Here is a 17,453-nt window from a genome sequence, read left to right as displayed (position 1 = left end):
AAAACAAGCCTGGCTGTTACAGCCGGGCTTGTTTTCAGGCGAACTCTTATGGCAGGCGGTAGAATCCGAATCCAGAAGCGGAGTCGTCTCCAGATCCTGCATAATAGCCGGATAGAATGTCGTTGTTCGCTGCGCGGTTTTGAAGGTCGCCGCGGACTTGCGTGTGAGTTGCAGATGGGTTTGCTGCCCAGATTTTAGCTGCAAGGCCGGCTGCATGTGGAGATGCCATCGATGTCCCACTGATTGTTGCATAGCCTCCGTCATACCAAGCGGAGTAAATGCTTGCGCCTGGAGCCGATACTTCTACATCATATTTCCCGATGGAATAATCGCCAGCATATTGGCTGTATCCGCGTGAAGAGAAATCCGCTACGCGGTACGTGCCATTTTGCTGCACATTCTCAAGAGCTGCTACCGCTACGGCATTTTGCAATGCACCCGGGAAGCCGATCGATCCTTGGTACGGGCCTTCATTGCCTGCTGCTGCAATGACAAGCACGCCTTTACCGTATGCGTAGTTGACCGCATTCGTGATCAAGCTGCTTTCTGCTGAAGAGCCAAGAGACATATTGATAACCGTCTTCTGGTTCAAGGCTGAAGCCTGGTCGGCTACGTGACGGATGGCCGTTGCGATATCATCGGCAGAACCGGATCCGTCATCGCCAAGCACTTTGTATCCCCAAAGGTCCGCTTGCGGCGCTACGCCGTACAAGCCGCCATTGCCGTTCGCAAGTGCTGAGCCGGCTACGTGCGTCCCGTGCCCTTGACGGTCCGTGCAAGAACCGTTGCGGATGCTGGTTCCGATAGTGAAGTCTTTACATTGTTCAACGTTCGCTGCAAGATCCGGGTGGCTAGTGTTGACGCCTGTGTCCAGGACTGCAATGTTGACGCCTGACCCGCCGCTTGTTTTCGTGATGGAACTGTTATTATAGATTGCTTTAATGCCCCAAGGAGTGGACTGGGATGCAGCCATTGCTTGATAGCGCGCTTGTGGTTCAAGTGTTGTCGTTTCCACTGCATATTCAGGCACTTTTTCAATCGTTACATTTTTGTTTTTCTTCAAGGCTTCGAATTGCTTTTCAGTCATATCGGTTGTGAAGCCTTCGCTATTGAAATCCCAGTGGACGCCGTATTGGTCTTTCGCTTTTTCAAGGTCGTTTTTCCCTGGCATATCCACGAGCACACGGATCGTCTCATTTGCGTTCGCTTTTTGTGCGTCTGGAGCTTCATTTGCTGAAACCCCCATTGCTGGTACTAGCATAGTCGCTGCCAGCATGGCTGTCGTAATGAATTTTGCTGATTTTTTCATCTTTCGAATCCCCTTTTCCGAATAGATTTGTATGGCCCTGTGCAGCAAGCGGCGTCCCGCCTGTTGTCCTGCGGCTGTTGCCATGCTTTAAATCTAGCAGAGAAAAACGAATTGTGTAATTGGGAAAATCCTTGCCCAGGAAAGCTCCTTATAACCAAAACATAACTTTATACCCACAACTATATTCCTTCAAATGAGGAAAATGAGAACATTAAAAAAAGCCGCTCGATGCGGCTTTTAATTCAATAAATAGACACGCGCTTCGTACGGCTGCAGTTTGCCATCGACATAGCTGTCGTAATTCGACAACAACAATTCCCCGTCGACCGGGTTCCACCAAGAACATGTATCATCATCGAGGTGGGAAATGATCAAATAACGCGCTTCCCCGTATTCACGTGTATAGGCATAAACATACGGACATTCCAGATACGTCAGATGCGTGCTGCCGTAAACCAACGCTTCGTGGTCTTTTCGCAGTTTCAGCATCTTTTTATAGAAAGACAGGACCGATTGGGGATCTTGCTGCTGTGCTTTTACATTGAGCCAATTGAAATTTGGGTTTAGCGGAATCCACGGTGTGCCGCCTGTAAAGCCGGCGTTTGCGCCAAAATTCCATTGCATCGGCGTCCTTGCGTGGTCGCGGCTGATTTTCTTGATGGTCTTCATTAAATCTTTGTGAGGGACCCCTTTTTGGCGGTTATAGCGATACATATTCTTCGTCTCGATATCGCGGTACATATTGATGTCATCGAACGGCGCATTGGTCATGCCGATTTCCTGCCCTTGGTAAATGAACGGCGTGCCTTGCATGAAAAAGTACATGCAGCCTAGCGCGGTCGCACTTTCCCGCCAATGCTCCCGATCGTTGCCCCAGGTTGAAACCGTGCGCGGGCGGTCGTGGTTTTCCAAGTACAAGGAATTCCAGGCAATCCCTTGCGCACTGCGCTGCCAGCGATCAAGGACGATCCTCAAATCGTCGACGTCGACACCCGCGCTTTCTTCATCCCACGCTTCTTCGTGCGCTTCCAAATGGAAGATCATATTGAATTTACCTTCTTCTTCGCTGATCCATTCGCTGATTTCATGCGCCCTGACGCTGTTCGCCTCACCGACGGTCACGACATCATAACGGTCAAAGGTTTCACGCCGCAATTCTGCCAACAGCTCCTGAATTCCTTGGACATTCGTCATCTTCTCCCAGGCCGGCACATAATTCAGCCCCTCCGGATTCGGCATGTCCGTATACTCTTTTTTCAAATGATTGATGGCGTCTACGCGGAAACCGTCAATTCCCTTATCGAGCCACCAGAGGATCATATCGTAAATCGCCCGCCGTAATTCCGGGTTTTCCCAATTCAAGTCGACTTGGCTCTTGGAAAACAAATGAAAATAATATTGTCTTGTTTTCGGGTCATAGGTCCAAGCCGGCCCGCCAAATATGCTTTCCCAATTCGTCGGATGATCGCGCCAGACGTACCAATCGCGTTTGGGGCTGTCTTTCGACGATTTTGATTCCAGAAACCACGGATGCTGGTCGCTTGTATGATTCAATACCAGATCCATCATGATTTTCATGCCGCGGGAATGGATGTCCTCAAGCAAACGGTCAAAATCATCCATCGTCCCCATTTCATCCATAATCGCTTGATAATCGCTGACGTCATACCCGTTGTCGACATTCGGTGATTTATAGACGGGGCATAGCCAAATCATGTCGACACCGAGTTCCTGCAGATAATCGAGCTTTGCCCGGATGCCGTTCAGGTCCCCCAACCCGTCGCCGTTCGTATCGAAAAAACTGCGCGGGTAAATTTGATAGACTACCGCTTCTTTCCACCATGTTTTTTCAAGCTCATCCCCCTCTTCCTGCTGCTGCGGAATTGATGTGCTCATATTAACTGCTGGCAACCGTTGTTTTTTATATACTATACGCCTTTTCCCAAGAAAGTCCTCTTTGCCTGCATAATAAAAACCGCCCGCAGCATGCGGACGGTTTCGGTCAATTATTCAAGTAATACTGTTCCATGGCATTAGCCGAAAAGCCTGCAACGTAATCGCTGCCGCCATCGTCTTCGATCGATTCAATCATCATTGCCAAAATGAAGTCCTGCTGTTCAGCGTGATAGGAAACAAAGAACCCGTTTTCTTGCCCATCTTCACCGAGAGCACCTTTCAATTCAGCTGTGCCGGTTTTTCCGGCAATCGGAACAGCGTCAATATCGGCCGATTTGGCATAGCCGTCCGTAACGACATTGCGGAGGTTTTCTTGAAGCACAGCTGCATTGCCTTCACTGATCAAGCCTTCTTTCCATACTTGTCCAGCTTCTTCGCTGGCGTAAAGCGTCGGCTCATAAATCGTGCCGCCGTTCAGGAACGGCTCGTAAACCGAAGCGAGATGGAGGATATTGGCGAGCATCTGCCCTTGGCCGAACGACGTGTCCGCGAGTTGCCCTTCGGATCCGAGAGTGCCATCATTGGAAATCTGTGAACTCTCCAACTCGATGGCGAACGGCAATTCCTCCCCGAATCCATAGGCAGTCAGGCCGTCAATAAATGTTTCCGTCCCCATCTCAAGCGCCTGCCTCGCGAAATAGATATTATCCGAGTAGACAAGCGCCTTGTTCAAATCAATCGGATTTGGCGCTTCCGGATGCAAACGTGATACGCGGTACGATCCCCACGAGCTGTCTTTTTGCCATGTCTGGCCGTTGATTTCGAGCCCTTGCTGCGGATCGAGCGTTCCTGCTTCCATGCCGATGGCCGCTGTCACCGGTTTAATGGTCGACCCCGGGGCATAACTTGCGGCAAAACGCGTGAACAGCGGATTCAATGGATCTTCCGACAATTCCGTGTAACGTTCGCCGCTGATGCCTGCAATGAATTCATTCGGATCAAATCCCGGAGAGCTGATGAGCGCCAAAGTTTCGCCGTTTTCAGGCGAAACCGCAGCAGCGCTTCCCGGTTCCCCTTGCATCGAATCATAGACGGCCGTCTGCAATTCAGCGTCGATGGTCACTTCGACGTCTTCTCCAGCTGTCGGCTCCTGTTCAGCGAGGACGATATCTTCCGCCCCTTCTTCCTGTTTTTGGATCAGGATGCGTGCACCGCTCTCGCCGCGCAGCTGTTCTTCGAGACGGCGTTCAAGGCCTTGGCGGCCAATCAAGTCGTTCGCCCCGTAGCCTTGGCCTTTTAATTCTTCCAATTGCTCTGCCGTAATCGAGCCGATATAGCCGGTCAAGTGGCCGAATGCTTCGCCGTAAGGATATTCGCGCATCGCCGTTTCCTGATAAGTGACGACATCGCTCGCTTCCACGTCAGCGATCAATTGTTCCGCTGATTTCGACGCTTTTGTCAGCGGCACGAATTGATCCGGCTGAACCCAACTTTGGTTCAGGCTTTCTTCAACCGATTCCACCGTCAACCCAAGAAGTTCAGCAGCCTCAGCTATATCGCTGTCTCCTTCCAGCCGGTCCGGCACCACGCCAAGATTATAGCCGGTGCCATTGATAGCCAAGCCGCGCCCTTCACGGTCCACAATCTCCCCGCGTTCAGCGGCTTCTGTCCGCACTGCGACTTCATCGCCTTCTTCAAGATTCTTGAAGATCAATGACGGGTCCCATTCGACAAACCAGTTCTCTCCACTTTCCTGCTCTTCGTGTATCAGCGAAACCGTTTGGTCGAATTCAACCGGGCCGGCAAGCGTCTCCATCGTGATAGTAAGCGGAAACTCGGCCGGCTCCGCTTCGTCCCATTCCGCATCTTCCTGAGCGGCGGTATAGCTGACTTCAAGGTTTTCGATGCCGAGGTCCTCAATCAATTGCTGCTGCCGCTCATCGAACGCTTCTTGGGGAAACGCTTCTTTCGAGCCTTGCGTCAAATAGTCTTCATACATCGCAGTGAACTCCTGCTCATTCCAATGGCCGACGTATTCATCCAATCGATCTTCCGGTGTCGGCTGCGGTTGGCATCCTGCCATGGCGAGTACCCCTGTACCCGCTGCTATTGCTATGTATCGTTTCATTTCGATGACCTCCTGTAGCTTTCTAGCTAACGCTCTTGCATTGCCCCAAATCTCCCTTAATAAAGCGGAAAATTAACAGGACGCAAAAAAATAGCCAGTCTGACTTCATTAACTACGTGAAACACCCAAGCTAATTGAAGTTTCTTTTTATTTTACCAATAAGTGGCACCGAAGCAAACCCGATTCACTCGATTTCAAAGCTTTTCAGTTTTTCTTGCTGGATATGCTTTCATTTCCTCCACTATGGTAAAATCAGTAATCATAGAATAGGAGGATGCTTATGATCAACTTAACATATTCACAAGCGATCGAGTCTGCAGTAGATCTCAAAATGAAAACACGTTTGCAGCAAATCCAGGAGGATCTGTATGCAAAAAAAGGAGCTGGCTCCGATTTCCTCGGCTGGCTTGACTGGCCATCTTCATTGCCTGAGGATTTCCTGGCAAAAATCGAAGATACTGCCAAAGCGATCCGCGAAAAGGCTGACGTTTTGGTCGTTATCGGAATCGGCGGTTCCTATCTAGGGTCAAAAGCCGTCCTTTCTGCGCTGTCGCCTTATTTCCAGAAAGACGAGCAATTGGAAGTGCTGTTTGCGGGACATCAAGTGAGCGGTGAATACTTGAAGCAATTGCTTGAACACTTAGAAGGCAAGGAAGTCGTCGTCAACGTCATCTCGAAATCCGGCAAAACGACAGAGCCAGCTATCGCGTTCCGTTTCCTGCGCGACTATATGGAAAAACGCTACGGCGACGGTGCGGCCGAACGCATCATCGTGACGACCGACGCTGAAAAAGGGGCACTTCGCCAATTAGCGGAAACAAAAGGCTATCAACGCTTTATCGTGCCGGATGATGTCGGCGGGCGCTACTCCGTCTTCACAGCAGTTGGGCTGTTGCCGATTGCTGCTGCCGGGCATTCAATCCGTAAGCTGTTGGACGGTGCAAAAGAAGCGGAAACAACTTACCGGGATGCTGGCCCTGACCATAACCCCGCAATGCAATACGCGGCGATCCGCCATCACCTGTATGTCCAAGGTTATACGACAGAAGTGAACGCCATCTTCGAGCCGAAGCTGTCGTTCGTCCAGGAATGGTGGAAACAATTATTCGGTGAAAGTGAAGGAAAAGAAGGAAAAGGCATCTTCCCGGCATCGGTCGTCTTCACGACGGACTTGCACTCACTTGGCCAATTCATCCAAGACGGGCAGCGCAACTTGTTCGAAACCTTCCTGCTGGTAAAAGAAGCACAGGAAGACCTGGAGATTTTCGAAACACCTGAAGACGGCGACGAATTGAATTACATTGCCGGCTTGTCCTTGCAGGAATTCAACCATATTGCCCATAAAGGCACATCGAACGCCCATTTGTCCGGCGGTGTTCCGCAATTGAGCTTGACCGTGGACCGCATTGACGAATCCCAAATCGGCCATTTGCTGTATTTCTACATGCTGAGCTGCGCGTATAGCGCTTATCTTCTTGGCATCAACCCGTTCGACCAACCGGGCGTCGAAGAATATAAGAACAATATCTTCAAGCTGTTAAAAAAACCAGGATTCTAAAAAAAAACGCTTTTCCCGACCAGCCTTCTGGCCAATCGGGAAAAGCGTTTTTCAATAGTTAACTGGATCTTCGTGTTGTATAGTTAAGCTAGCTTATATACCCGTGCTTCATACGGTTTTAATTGATGCAAGTCACGGTCCTCGTAATTGGCGAGCAACAGTTCTGCGCCTTCTGGTTCCAGCCAAGTGCATGTCGTGCTTCCTAGGTTCGAAAGGATGAGCACTTGTTCTTCACCTTGCGTACGTGTATAAGCGTACACATCCTCGCAATCGGTTTCGGCCAAATCGTAGCTGCCATAAACCAATACGTCCATGTTTTTGCGCAAGAAAATCATTTGTTTATAAAATGACAACACCGATGCCGGATCTTGCATCTGGCTCTCGACATTGAGCCATTCGAAATTCGGATTCATCTGCAGCCACGGAGAGCCTGTCGTGAATCCGGCATTGTCCTCCCCATTCCATTGCATCGGCGTGCGGGAATGGTCGCGGCTTGTCGATTTCAACAAAGTCATGATTGCATCGTGTTCCATGCCTTCCGCCAAGTTATAGAAATACAAATTATGCGTATGGACGTCGTCATAATGATGGATTTCCTCGAACGGCGCATTGGTCATGCCGATTTCCTGGCCCTGATAGATGAACGGCGTGCCTTGCATGAAGAAATACATGCAAGCGAGCGCTGTTGCACTTTCACGCCAGTATTCGCTGTCATTGCCCCAAGTCGAGACGACGCGCGGCTTGTCGTGGTTTTCGATGAACAACGCATTCCAGCCAACGCCGTCGACCGCTTTCTGCCAGCGCGTCAAGACGGTTTTCAAGTCATTGACGTTTATCCCTTGTTTGACATCGCTGTCCCAAAGCGTCAAATCTTCGAATTGGAACACCATATCGAATTTGCCGTCTTCTTCGCTGATCCATTCGTCGATATCTTCCGCATAAACGCCATTCGCTTCCCCGACCGTCATGATGTCGTATTTTGCAAAGGTCTCATCGCGAAGTTCCGCAAGCAACGGCTGAATGCCGTCAACATTCATCATTTTTTCCCATGCCGGCACCCATGGCTTGTCCTCTTCGATCGGCAAATCCGTAAAATCTTTTTTGATGTGGCTGATGGCATCGACACGGAACCCATCAATGCCTTTATCGAGCCACCAATTGACCATTTTATAGAGCTCTTGACGCACTTCTGGATTTTCCCAGTTTAAATCAGGCTGCTTTTTCGAGAAGATATGCAGATAGTATTGCCCCGTCTTCTCATCAAGTTCCCATGCCGGGCCGCCAAAAATGCTCTCCCAGTTGGTCGGGCGGTCACGCCAAACATACCAATCGCGTTTCGGGTTATCGAGCGACGAGCGCGATTCCAAAAACCATGGATGTTCATCGCTCGTATGGTTGATAACCAGGTCGATGATCAATTTCATGCCGCGCGCGTGTACTTCTTCGAGCAAACGGTCGAAATCCGCCATCGTTCCAAGTTCATCCATGATCTCCTGGTAATCGCTGATGTCATAGCCATTATCGTCATTCGGCGATTTATACATCGGGCAGATCCAGATGACATCAATCCCCAGTTCCTTCAAATAATCCAGTTTTTCCGTGACACCGTTGATATCCCCGATGCCGTCTCCATTCGAGTCATTGAAGCTGCGTGGGTAGACCTGATACGCCACTGCTTCTTTCCACCATGTTTTGTTCATAATCGTTTCCTTTCAAAGACTTTGACAAGATCCTCTTTCGATCAATGTTGCCGGAACGATGATGTTCCGGGGAGGTGCATTGTCATCGTTTATTTTTTCCAATACCAGATTCGCCGCTTCCATTCCAAGGTCAAAAATCGAAATATCCACCGTGCTGAGCGGGGGCTTTAAATGGCTCGACAAAGTATGGTTGTTAAACCCGACAATCGACACATCGGCCGGTACAGCAATATTCAAATCTTCCAAATAACTGATCACTTCATAGGCGACCAGGTCATCGTGCGTGACGATGGCTGTAGGCGGATTTTTCTGTTCCATTAAATTGCGGATCGCCTGCTGCTCGTGGCCTTCCATCTTTTCCTGTGTAACCACATAATCCGAAGTGAACGGAATCCCTGCTTCATCCAGCGCTTGCCGGTAACCGCTCAAGCGGTCCGCAGACACGATGAAATCGGATGCCCCGCCGACGAATGAAATGTCCCGGTGGCCGAGTGAAATCAAATGGCCCACCACTTCTTTCGCAATGGCGACATTATCATTGTCAACATAGGAAATGGCATCCGGGCGCGTGTAAGGACGGCCAACCACTGAAAACGGAATGCCATTTGCGAGCAGGTAATCCATGACTTTATCATCGATTTTCGAATACAGCAAGATAATGCCGTCAACACGCTTGCCTTGTGTCATCGCCACGACTTCTTCGTAGATTTCCTGCTCAGTCGCACTGGTCGATAAATACAGGCCATACTGGCTGTGGTGGGCACTGACAGAAATGCCGCGCAACACTTCCGGGAAGAATGGATTCTGGAAAGCAAGCGTCGTGGAATTTTCCATGATGACGCCGATCGCTTTGCTTTTTTTCGCTACCAAATTGCGTGCCTGGAAATTCGGGTAATAGCCGAGCTCTTCCATGGCTTTTCGCACTTTGCGCTTTGTTTTCGGGGTGATCTTCGGATGATCCGCAATAACCCTAGAAACTGTCGCCGGCGAAACTTCCGCCAGTTTCGCGACATCTTTAATTGTAATTGCCATTGCGATTGCCCCCTTATTTTACAGCGCCATCCGAGACACCTTTGATGATCGAGCGCTGCGCAAAGAAATAGAAGATAATGACCGGAATGATCGCCAGCGTAAGTCCCGCAAGCGCCAAATGCCATTGCTTCGTATATTCGCCGAAGAAGAAGAACATCTTCAACGGAATCGTTTCACTGCCCGTCGTATTGATGACCAGCGACGGCAACAGGTAATCGTTCCAGATCCAGATGATATTGAGTATGGCGACCGTGACAGTGATCGGCTTGAGGATCGGGAAAATGATATGCCAAAACACTTGCCAACGGTTCGCCCCGTCGATTTTCGCCGCTTCATCGAGCGATTTCGGGACATTATTCAAAGCACCATGATACAGGAAAATCGACAGGCTCGCACCGAAACCGATATACATGAAAATCAGTCCGCCGCGGTTCAGCATATCGAATTGGCCGAATACCGTGACGAGCGGAATCATCACCGATTGAAACGGGATGAGCATCGCCGAGACAAACAGGAAAAACAAGAATGTGGATATCTTGCTTTTCGCTCGCGACAACGCATAAGCAGCCATCGCCGAGAACAAGACGATGAGCACGACGCTGACAACGGTGATCAATAAAGAATTGAACAAAGTTCTGAGAAAGTCGAGTTCCTGAAATGCCACGATGTAGTTATCGAAGCTCCACGCTTCCGGAGGGCTCGTCGTGTCGAGGAAAATTTCCTTTTTTGATTTGAAGGAATTGACGAACATTAAGTAAAAAGGCAATAGCCATAGAATCGCCAGTGCGACGCCGAGCACTTCAACTTTTATATTCCAGCGGTTGCGCATTACATTTCGACCTCCCGGCGTTTATTGATATACACTTGAACGAGTGCAATAATAGCGACGATCAGGAAGAAGATGATCGCTTTTGCCTGAGCATAGGCGAAGGCATTTTGCACAAACGCTGTCTTGAAAATTTCCATGGCGACCATTTCCGTCGAATTGTACGGGCCGCCCGCTGTCAGCGATAAGTTCTGGTCGTACAGCTTGAATGTATTTGATAAAGTCAAGAACATACTGACTGTGAACGCCGGGGCAACAAGCGGAAAGATGATGTAGCGGAAGCGCTGTACGGTCGATGCGCCGTCAATTTCAGCCGCTTCGATCAACTCTTTCGGCAAGCCTTCCAAATAAGCGATGTAGATGACCATGATATAGCCGGCCATCTGCCAGCTCATCAGTATGACCAAGCCCCAGAACCCAGTTTCGGTTGTCGACAGCCATGCCTGCAAGCTTTCCATCCCTACTGCCTCCCCGACACTGGCAAACACTTTCAGGAAAATGAACTGCCAGATAAACCCGAGGATCAAACCGCCGATTAAGTTCGGCATGAAAAAAGTCGTACGCAGCAAGCTACTCGTCTTGATTTTTGATGTGACGATCAACGCGAGTGAAAGCCCGATGAAATTGATCAAAATGACGGACACAACCGAGAACTTCGTCGTGAACCATAGCGAATCGAGGAAACGCTCATCCGTGAACAAATTCAGGTAATTCTGGAACCCGACGAATTCGCCGGTTTGAATACCGTTCCACGCTGTAAATGAATAGAAAAGCCCGAGCAGCATCGGCACAACGACGACTAGTGCCAACGCCAACAATACAGGCGCTAAAAATAACCAATAGGAAAGATCCCGTGTACGCATAGTTTAGCCTCTCTTTCTAGTTAAGCCCCGAAACAAAACAAAGCAGCACAATGGCTGCTCTGGTTTGATGGACAAATTACTCTCCGCGGCTCGTTTCCCATGCCGCTTTCGCTGAATCGACCACTTCGTCCCAGCTCGCTTCATCGCTCAAGTATTTCTGGATGCCAGCGCCGAGTTCATCTTCACCCCATCCAGTCGGATAGCCCATGAAGACCCAGCCAATTGTTTCGCCGGCTTCTGAAGCGTCGTAAATCGCTTTGGACATTGGATCCGTAATTTTCGATGTGTCATAACCTTCGTATGCCGGGATAAATTTAAAGTCTTCCAAAACAGCTGTTTTTCCAGTATCGGACGTGTAGAGCCAATCGAGGAAATCTTTTGCTGCCGTTACGACTTCTTCATCTTGGTTCGAGTTGACGCCCCAATACATCGGCACGCCGACCGGCAAGCCGCCGTCTTCCAAGCCTTCAACCGGGATCGGCATCATGCCGACGCCTGAATCCGCGAGTTCCTGGTCAATTCCTGCAATCGAACCGTAAACCCAATTACCTTGCTGGATGATCGCCACGCGCTCAAGTGAAAATAGCTCTTCTACTTGCTGTGAATAATCCAGGCTCACAGTTGGCTGTTTGGAATACTCGTTTTGCAAATCAAGGATTTTCTTGAATCCTTCGCCGTATTCGAATTCCACTGTATCTGCATCGTATGCCGTCAAGACGTTATTATCGAATTCAGGCGCGAGGAAAGTGTTCGACAAATGAAGCCCTGTGACCCATGTTTCTTTTCCTGGCAATGCAAAGACAGATTCAAGGCCGAGTTCGTCTTTTTTCGAATCAAGCGTCTTCACGGCTTCTTCCAAGCTTGCATAATCCGTAATCGAGGCCGCATCGATTCCCGCTTCTTCGAACAAGCGCGTATTGTAGATAAATCCGTAGCCTTCCTGGTTGTACGGCAAACCGAGCACTTCCGATTCGACTGTCACCCCGTCCAATGTGCCTTCAAGCGCTGCATCTGCGGCGCCTGTATCGGACAAGTCAGTCAAGTTGTCTTTCCAGTCCGCTACATCTTGTGGCCCGCCAATGTTAAAAATAGCCGGCTCATTGCCTGAAGCAAAACGGGAACGAAGCGCAGCGCCGTAATCTTCCCCGCCGCCGACTGTCGTGATTTCGATATTGACGTCAGGATTTTCTTCTTCGTATTGTGCGACGACATCTTCGAACTGGTCTTTGAACTCCACTTTAAACTGGAAGATATCGACTGTTACTTGCTCCCCGCCGCCTTCTGCCGTTGAGCCTTCATCCCCTGAACTGCATGCTGCAAGCGCCCCCGCAGACAGTAAAACAGATGCCAATAACCCCTTGCTGAACTTTAATTCCTTCACTTGAACTCCCCCTTTGAGTTGTTGTGCAAACGATTGCACGATAGAGCAGAAAAAAATGGAAACTCCTTGGTAAGCGTTTCCAACTAATAATTATTAACAGATTATCACAATGAAAACGTTTGCACAATCTATTTTTAAAATATTTCAATTGTTTTTATGTTGTGCAGGCAATCTATAAACAACCGGCACCCTTCACGGCCTGCGCCAGCCTTTTCACTCGGGCATGGCACAGGCTTCAGGACCTTTGAACTCTTATCTTTATTTATCCAAAACGAGCAGCGCTGCCCCAAGCATGCCGGCATCGTTTTCGAATTGTGCCACTTCCACCGGTAATGGATTCAATAGCACTTCCCCCAATTGGCGCTTTAGTTCACCCATCCATGCAGAGGCCGATTCCGATACACCACCGCCAATGATGAGCATGTCCATATCGAAGATCGCCTGTAAGCTGCTGATGTAGATTGCCAAGTCCTCGGTGAAGTCAATGACCAGCTTTTGCGCTTGGGCATCTGTTTCAGCCAGTTCGAATAATTCGGGCGGCGTCACCGAAAGCCCCGCTTCCTTGATACGGCGTACAAGGGCCGTACCCGACAGGTATTGCTCTGCACAGCCAAGACGGCCGCAAGCGCAGCGTGAACCGTTCGGATACAAGATCATATGGCCCAGTTCTGCAGCCCCGCCGTGCGGGCCGCCGCTCAACAGCTTGCCATCCCAGATGATGCCGCCGCCAAGCCCCGTGCCGAGCGTGATGCAGACGACGCGCCCGAGCCCTGTTGCGGCGCCGAATTTCGCTTCAGCGAGCGCCGCGCAATTGGCATCGTTCTCCACTTCCACGTATCGCTCTGTCGCTTGTTCCAGCGGTGCTTTGACCTCTGTCCCTGTCCAGCCCGGGAGCATATCGCCTGCGAAAACGATGCGCCCTGCTTTCGGGTCGACAAAGCCGTGCGTTCCGATACCGATTGCGGACACATCAGGATGCTCCTCTAAAAACAACAGCACTTGACGCTCCAAATGCGGGTACAATGGAAACTCCGTTTTCACTTGACGCTCTGCGAGTATCCGTCCCTCTGCATCAATAACCCCCATACGGATTTTCGTTCCCCCAATGTCTACACCAATTACTTTACTCATTTTCCCCATCCTTCCTTAACCTCATTCACCTATTTTTTGATGGCCCTCATAAAAGCATAAAGCTTCATATGGCCTTAGCTTCATTACGCCCTGATTTTCCTGCGGAGGGTAATTTCCGATCAGCACTTGGCCCGTTGGCAACGGCAGTTCACGCGGCGTTTCGGAAAAATTGCAGTAAACCGTCAATTGCTCATCCGCTGCACGTCGTGTATAGGCAAAAATCTCTTCGTCTTCACGATGCAATAGCTTGAAATTGCCTTTAGTGATAACTTCAAGTTCTTTTCTGAACGCGATCAATTTTTGGTAATAGCCAAATACCGAATCCGCTTCGTGACGTTTTTCTGCATTGATCTCAGGATAATTGGGATTGACTGAGATCCATGGGTCGCCTTTCGTAAAACCGGCGTTTAGAGAGTCGTCCCACTGCATCGGCGTTCTGGCATTGTCACGGCCTTTTGCGTGGATTGACTTCATGAGTTCTTCGTGCGGAATGCCTTGCGCGCGCTTTTCCTTATACATATTCAAGGTCTCGATATCCCGGTACTCATCGATTGATGAAAATGCCACATTGGTCATGCCAAGCTCTTCCCCTTGGTAAATATACGGCGTCCCTTGCAAGAAATGAAGGCAAGTGGCGAGCATTTTCGCCGATTGCTTGCGGTACTGCGCGTCATTCCCGAAACGCGAGACGATGCGCGGCTGGTCGTGGTTGTTCCAATACAAGCTGTTCCAGCCTTTTTCAAAAAGCTCCACTTGCCATTTCTCCAGGTTTTCTTTCAAATCCGTGAGGCGCAGCGGCTGGAGCTCCCATTTTCCGCTTGGCCCCTGGTCCAGGTTCATGTGTTCGAAAGTGAAAATCATGTTCAGTTCGCGGCGATCCGGGCCCGTATATAATTTCGCGTCTTCCGTCGCGGCGCCGGGCATTTCCCCAACCGTTACGATGTCATAATCGGACAGCACTTTTTCGTTCATTTCCTGCAAAAATTCATGGACGCGCGGCCCGTTGAAGAAGTGGGGTGTGCCATCGCCATCGATGCCATCCGGAAAATCCTGGTCTTTGGAAATCATATTGATGACGTCCATGCGGAAGCCGTCGACGCCTTTATCAAGCCACCAGCGCATCATCTTATACACTTCATTTCGCAGTTCCTCGTTCTCCCAGTTCAAGTCAGGCTGTTTCTTGGAAAACAGGTGCAGATAGTATTGCTCTCTCTCTTCATCGAATTGCCACGCCGACCCGCTGAAAAAAGAACGCCAATTGTTCGGCTGGTCTTTCCAGATGTAATAGTCAGGGCGCTGCGTAAACCAATTGTGTTCGTCAGACGTATGATTGACGACCAAATCCATGACAAGGCGCATCCCGCGCTCGTGAACTCCCTCAAGCATCCGTTCGAAATCATCCATCGTCCCGAACTCCTGCATGATTTTTTGGTAGTCGCGGATGTCGTAGCCATTGTCATCGTTCGGTGAATCGTAGACAGGGGAGAGCCATAACACATCCACGCCGAGCTCCGCCAGATAATCCAGCTTGCGGATGATTCCTTGGATGTCACCAATCCCGTCGCCATCAGAATCCATGAAACTTCTCGGATAAATTTGATACACCACTGCTTTTTTCCACCACTCCGTCATAGTCTCGCCTGCTTTCCTGAAGATTCATTCATTTCTTTTTATCATACGGAAAATTGGAAAAGAAACACAGAACTTTTTAAGTAAACCTTTTATAAAAATAAGTTGACTTAAAATAACTCATTCTTTATACTCGGTTTTAGTACATAAGAAGTGGAGGATTTTCATGACAACTTCAATAACCAGATCCAGCAATCATTCGCGTACCTTAACACTCGTTCACATCGCCATGTTCGCAGCGCTCATGGCGATCGGCGCCAATATTTCCTCTTTCCTGATCGTCGGGGGCGTGCCGATCACCTTGCAGACCTTCTTCGCAGTTCTTGCCGGCATTCTGCTTGGCAAGCGTCTCGGCGCTGCTGCGATGATCGTCTATGCCGCAATCGGCCTTGCCGGCGTCCCGGTCTTCGCCAAGTTTTCAGGTGGCATGGACACATTGATCTCGCCGACATTCGGCTTTATCCTATCTTATATCTTCACCGCTTTTGCAGCAGGTTGGATTGCAGAAAAGATGCCTTCCAAAAAAGGATTTATCTTCGGAGCTCTTGTAGCGACAGCGATCAATTACGTGTTCGGCACCAACTGGATGTATGCCGCTTATAAATTATGGTTTGCCGCGCCGGAAGGCTTTACTTACGGCATGGCATGGGCTTGGATGGCGGTACCTCTTCCAAAAGACGTGCTGCTCGCTGTCTTTGCCGGCCTGTTCGGCTTCCGGATGCAGCCCATCATCAAGAAATACTTGCCTTAACAGGAACAGCCAGTTGCCGGAAACCCGGCAACTGGCTTATTTTTGTACGCTCGGTTCGTCGACGCGCAGCTTGTAATTCTGTTCGATGATGCGGATCAACCCAGCCAGGCTGGCATTGACGGGCGTTTCGATTCCGTGTTTTTTCCCCAGCTTCACAATGCCGCCATTGATGACTTCGATTTCGGTCTGGCGTTTCTTCAAGATGTCCATGAGCATCGATGATTTATTGCCGCCGATATCCTGCCGGCCCATTCTCAGGCATTCCTCTGCGACCGCTTCTGCGTCTGCATCCACCCCTTCCGCACGGGCGACAAGCACCGCTTCTGCCGTGACCGCACGCAGCAAGCCCTCCCCTTCCTGTGTATTGAGGATGTCGCCGTTCTTCAGGCGGGTGAGGGCGGTTACGGAGTTGAAAGCGGCATTGACGAACAATTTATTCCAAATGACGGCGTTGACGTCTGCTGACACTTCCGTTTTCATGCCCGCTGTACTCAATTTTTCGGCAAAAGCTTTGAGTTTCCCGCTGGCAGCTTCTTCTTCGACATTGCCCAAATAGTTTATGCCCCAGCCCCTATGCAGAATTGTGCCATCGTGTTCAACGCTCGCGCCATGGCCAAGTGTCCCGGAGACGACCGTATTCATCGGAAACAATTGTTGGATCGTTTCGGCGTTCCCGATGCCATTTTGCATCGTGACGATCACCGTCTCCTCAGCCAGTTTCCCACGCAGTTTGCCGAGCACCGCTTCATTGGCCTGGGCTTTCAACAGGACGAGCAGGATATCCACTTGCTCATCGGCTTTCAACTCCTGTACAATCTCCAGCTCGATTTGCGTAACCGAATTATCTTTTTCGACGATGCGCAAGCCTTGCTTATTGATGGCTTCCACGTGTTGATTCAAGCGGTTGTATAAGCGCACTTCTTCCCCGCTTGCCTTCAGTTTGCCTCCAGCTAAACACGCCATCGCGCCGGCCCCGGCAATTAAAATCTTCATCCCATTCCTCCTCTATATATGTCTACTTTCTTTCTTCACTATACCAAAAAGGCCTTCTGCGTGGCAGAAGGCCTTTTCTTAGTTTGACAAGAAACTCGTAATAATCGTATTTTCCGAAGCTTATTGCTCGCTTTCCGTGGGCTCGCGCCCAAGCCTCCTCATCCGCTTCGCTGCTTGCGGGGTCTCGGTCGTCTCGCTGATCCACTGGAGTCGAGCAAACGCTTCTCCACATACTCAGATAGAATATTGATTTTTG

13 protein-coding genes are annotated in these 17,453 nt (G+C 49.9%); 2 read left to right on the top strand and 11 right to left on the bottom strand.

Going from position 1 to position 17,453, the window contains the following annotated elements; translation table 11 throughout:
* Positions 1–46 precede the first annotated feature (46 nt).
* From DFR62_RS12020 to DFR62_RS12010, 3 genes are all read right to left on the bottom strand, one after another.
* Positions 47–1,309, bottom strand: a complete 1,263-nt coding sequence (locus tag DFR62_RS12020) for a S8 family peptidase (RefSeq protein WP_121300600.1) — start codon at positions 1,307–1,309, stop codon at positions 47–49.
* A gap of 237 nt (positions 1,310–1,546) precedes the next feature.
* A complete protein-coding gene (locus DFR62_RS12015) occupies positions 1,547–3,205 on the bottom strand; it encodes an alpha-glucosidase (protein ID WP_121300599.1) in 1,659 nt (552 codons plus the stop codon).
* A 106-nt stretch (positions 3,206–3,311) separates the two neighbouring features.
* Positions 3,312–5,333 (bottom strand): penicillin-binding transpeptidase domain-containing protein, encoded by a 2,022-nt coding sequence (locus tag DFR62_RS12010; RefSeq protein ID WP_121300598.1) that lies wholly within the window; start codon positions 5,331–5,333, stop codon positions 3,312–3,314.
* 274 nt (positions 5,334–5,607) lie between these two features.
* On the opposite strand from DFR62_RS12010, the gene DFR62_RS12005 reads away from it, so the two are divergent.
* A complete protein-coding gene (locus DFR62_RS12005) occupies positions 5,608–6,891 on the top strand; it encodes a glucose-6-phosphate isomerase (RefSeq protein ID WP_121300597.1) in 1,284 nt (427 codons plus the stop codon).
* 83 nt (positions 6,892–6,974) lie between these two features.
* Here DFR62_RS12005 and DFR62_RS12000 read toward each other — a convergent pair whose 3' ends face one another.
* The 7 genes from DFR62_RS12000 to DFR62_RS11970 all read right to left on the bottom strand — a co-directional run bounded on the left by DFR62_RS12000 (position 6,975) and on the right by DFR62_RS11970 (position 15,456).
* Complete coding sequence (locus DFR62_RS12000) at positions 6,975–8,591, bottom strand: glycoside hydrolase family 13 protein (protein ID WP_121300596.1); 1,617 nt, start codon at positions 8,589–8,591, stop codon at positions 6,975–6,977.
* A 12-nt stretch (positions 8,592–8,603) separates the two neighbouring features.
* Positions 8,604–9,623, bottom strand: coding sequence for a LacI family DNA-binding transcriptional regulator (locus DFR62_RS11995; protein ID WP_121300595.1), 1,020 nt, complete (start codon positions 9,621–9,623; stop codon positions 8,604–8,606).
* A 13-nt stretch (positions 9,624–9,636) separates the two neighbouring features.
* On the bottom strand, positions 9,637–10,452 hold the full coding sequence (locus DFR62_RS11990) for a carbohydrate ABC transporter permease (protein WP_101189832.1): 816 nt from the start codon (positions 10,450–10,452) through the stop codon (positions 9,637–9,639).
* The gene (locus tag DFR62_RS11985) at positions 10,452–11,312 is read right to left on the bottom strand and encodes a carbohydrate ABC transporter permease (RefSeq protein WP_121300594.1); all 861 of its coding nucleotides are present in this window, start codon (positions 11,310–11,312) and stop codon (positions 10,452–10,454) included. Before DFR62_RS11985 ends, DFR62_RS11990 begins: the two co-directional genes overlap by 1 nt.
* A 76-nt stretch (positions 11,313–11,388) precedes the next feature.
* Positions 11,389–12,693: an ABC transporter substrate-binding protein gene (locus tag DFR62_RS11980; RefSeq protein WP_121300593.1), complete on the bottom strand. Its 1,305-nt coding sequence runs from the start codon at positions 12,691–12,693 to the stop codon at positions 11,389–11,391.
* 258 nt (positions 12,694–12,951) lie between these two features.
* A complete protein-coding gene (locus tag DFR62_RS11975; RefSeq protein ID WP_121300644.1) occupies positions 12,952–13,824 on the bottom strand; it encodes an ROK family protein in 873 nt (290 codons plus the stop codon).
* A gap of 21 nt (positions 13,825–13,845) precedes the next feature.
* Positions 13,846–15,456, bottom strand: coding sequence for a glycoside hydrolase family 13 protein (locus DFR62_RS11970; protein ID WP_121300592.1), 1,611 nt, complete (start codon positions 15,454–15,456; stop codon positions 13,846–13,848).
* A 163-nt stretch (positions 15,457–15,619) separates the two neighbouring features.
* Between DFR62_RS11970 and DFR62_RS11965 the strand changes: the two genes are divergently transcribed.
* Complete coding sequence (locus tag DFR62_RS11965) at positions 15,620–16,204, top strand: biotin transporter BioY (protein ID WP_121300591.1); 585 nt, start codon at positions 15,620–15,622, stop codon at positions 16,202–16,204.
* A gap of 36 nt (positions 16,205–16,240) precedes the next feature.
* Here the strand turns inward: DFR62_RS11965 and DFR62_RS11960 are convergent, their stop codons facing one another.
* Entirely contained in the window at positions 16,241–17,197 is a 957-nt protein-coding gene (locus DFR62_RS11960; protein ID WP_121300590.1) for a ketopantoate reductase family protein, read from the bottom strand.
* Positions 17,198–17,453 lie beyond the last annotated feature (256 nt).

The sequence above is a fragment of the Planococcus citreus genome, from assembly GCF_003664125.1.
Taxonomy (GTDB): Bacteria; Bacillota; Bacilli; order Bacillales_A; family Planococcaceae; genus Planococcus; species Planococcus citreus.
The sequence above is the reverse complement of the archived record's forward strand: the minus strand, read 5'-3'. Positions and strand labels throughout refer to the sequence as shown.

Coding starts and splice junctions, on each gene's coding strand:
- DFR62_RS12020 (WP_121300600.1), bottom strand. CDS start 1,309: ATGAAAAAATCAGCAAAATTCATTACGACAGCCATGCTGGCAGCGACT.
- DFR62_RS12015 (WP_121300599.1), bottom strand. CDS start 3,205: ATGAGCACATCAATTCCGCAGCAGCAGGAAGAGGGGGATGAGCTTGAA.
- DFR62_RS12010 (WP_121300598.1), bottom strand. CDS start 5,333: ATGAAACGATACATAGCAATAGCAGCGGGTACAGGGGTACTCGCCATG.
- DFR62_RS12005 (WP_121300597.1), top strand. CDS start 5,608: ATGCTTATGATCAACTTAACATATTCACAAGCGATCGAGTCTGCAGTA.
- DFR62_RS12000 (WP_121300596.1), bottom strand. CDS start 8,591: ATGAACAAAACATGGTGGAAAGAAGCAGTGGCGTATCAGGTCTACCCA.
- DFR62_RS11995 (WP_121300595.1), bottom strand. CDS start 9,623: ATGGCAATTACAATTAAAGATGTCGCGAAACTGGCGGAAGTTTCGCCG.
- DFR62_RS11990 (WP_101189832.1), bottom strand. CDS start 10,452: ATGCGCAACCGCTGGAATATAAAAGTTGAAGTGCTCGGCGTCGCACTG.
- DFR62_RS11985 (WP_121300594.1), bottom strand. CDS start 11,312: ATGCGTACACGGGATCTTTCCTATTGGTTATTTTTAGCGCCTGTATTG.
- DFR62_RS11975 (WP_121300644.1), bottom strand. CDS start 13,824: ATGAGTAAAGTAATTGGTGTAGACATTGGGGGAACGAAAATCCGTATG.
- DFR62_RS11970 (WP_121300592.1), bottom strand. CDS start 15,456: ATGACGGAGTGGTGGAAAAAAGCAGTGGTGTATCAAATTTATCCGAGA.
- DFR62_RS11965 (WP_121300591.1), top strand. CDS start 15,620: ATGACAACTTCAATAACCAGATCCAGCAATCATTCGCGTACCTTAACA.
- DFR62_RS11960 (WP_121300590.1), bottom strand. CDS start 17,197: ATGAAGATTTTAATTGCCGGGGCCGGCGCGATGGCGTGTTTAGCTGGA.